This is a genomic window from Bacillus sp. JJ1764 (assembly GCF_036962145.1).
GTDB lineage: Bacteria > Bacillota > Bacilli > Bacillales > Cytobacillaceae > Neobacillus.
Genome location: NZ_JBALNY010000261.1, coordinates 1 through 1,517 on the forward strand (window position 1 = coordinate 1; position 1,517 = coordinate 1,517).

The window sequence follows — 1,517 nt, forward strand, 5'->3', positions numbered from 1 at the left end:
CCCATGCCGGGCGCACACGAAAGAAACTACTGATTGACAAATTCAGTAGTTTCTTAAAGTAATGGATAACGGTTTAAGAGGATTTTGCATGTGCACTTATAACAATATGCATTTTCTTTTTCTACAAGAGATCCTAAGTTGTTTCTCTTTCAATAGCAGAGACTGGTAGAATATTTTCAAGTGGTACCTCTTCACCTTCGATCTGTCTTGCAATCAAATCAATTGTTAGCTCACCCAATTTCTCAATTGGTTGACTAATGGTTGTTAAACGCGGCCACATTAATGTTGCGATCCCAATATCATCATATCCTATGATTTTAATTTCTTCCGGAATTGCCTTTTTTAATTGATGACAGGCTTGAATAACCTCGGCAGCAATTACATCACTGCTCGTAAATACACCATCTATATCCGGATACTTTTGAAGGAACCGAACAATCTTATCTACATTGTTATCTAGGTTTGAGTCCGAATCATCTAGTTTCAAAGTAGTAAATTCTATCCCAGTGTTTTTTATTTCTTCCTTGAAGCCTTGAAGTCTACCACCTGCCAGCAACGCATTGTGATGCGGTCCTCCAAGACCACCATAAACATAAGCCAGCTTTCTGCAATTTTTCTTGATTAATAATTGTGATGCTAGTTTTCCTCCCATGGTATTATCGGAGGCAACATATGGAATTTTTTCTGCTAAAATCCGATCAAATGATATAATTGGCAATTGTAGGTTAATATATTCATCTACATCCAAACTATGGCTGCCCATAATAATACCATCGACCTGGTTTTTCTTTAATAATTCAAGATAACTGCTTTCTTTCGATTTATCATGGTTTGAATTACACAACAGTAATTTATACCCTTTTTGATAGGCAAAATACTCAAGAAAATAAGCTAGCTCGCTAAAAAAAGGATGTGAAATTTTAGGAACTATTAAACCGATCATATTTGACTTTTTTCTAAACAAAGAACGAGCGAGCTCGTTAGGCTGATAATTTAGTTCTTCCATAGCTAGGTGTACCTTTTCTCTCGTAGATTGACTGATATAGCCTCTGTTATTCAGTACTCGCGAAACTGTTTGAACAGAAACACCAGCTTTTTCTGCCACATCTTTAATTGTAACCATTAACTAAACACCTACTTTTTAACTTATTATATCACTATTGAATGCCCATTCATTATTATCTCTTGCCCAATAAGAAAATCATTATCAGACAGTAGTTTTGTTAACCATCATGATAGAAGCAATTTTAATACTAAAAAGCCCAATTTCTCTGAATTAAAATAGAGAAATTGGGTTCTTTTTCTTTACTCCATAAAAGCTCCCGATTGTGGAAGATCGTTTCAAAGACTTTATAAAAATAAAGCCCACTATAGTTAATAACCAAAAAAATTATTATATCTTCAATTTTTAACTAAAAGGCTCTGTTAAACTTGGCTGTTGATTTGCGCTCCAGGTGCTTCGCTTTCCGTGGGCGTTTCGGCGAGCCTCCTCGGCGCTTGCGCCTGCGGGGTCTCTC

Annotated in this window: 1 protein-coding gene; it reads right to left on the minus strand. The window is 36.0% G+C overall.

Annotated elements, in window-relative coordinates:
• Window positions 1-133: 133 nt before the first annotated feature.
• A complete protein-coding gene (locus V7083_RS23615) occupies window positions 134-1,123 on the minus strand; it encodes a LacI family DNA-binding transcriptional regulator (protein ID WP_335482653.1) in 990 nt (329 codons plus the stop codon).
• Between the last annotated feature and the right edge of the window lie 394 nt (window positions 1,124-1,517).

Coding starts and splice junctions, on each gene's coding strand:
- V7083_RS23615 (WP_335482653.1), bottom strand. CDS start 1,123: ATGGTTACAATTAAAGATGTGGCAGAAAAAGCTGGTGTTTCTGTTCAA.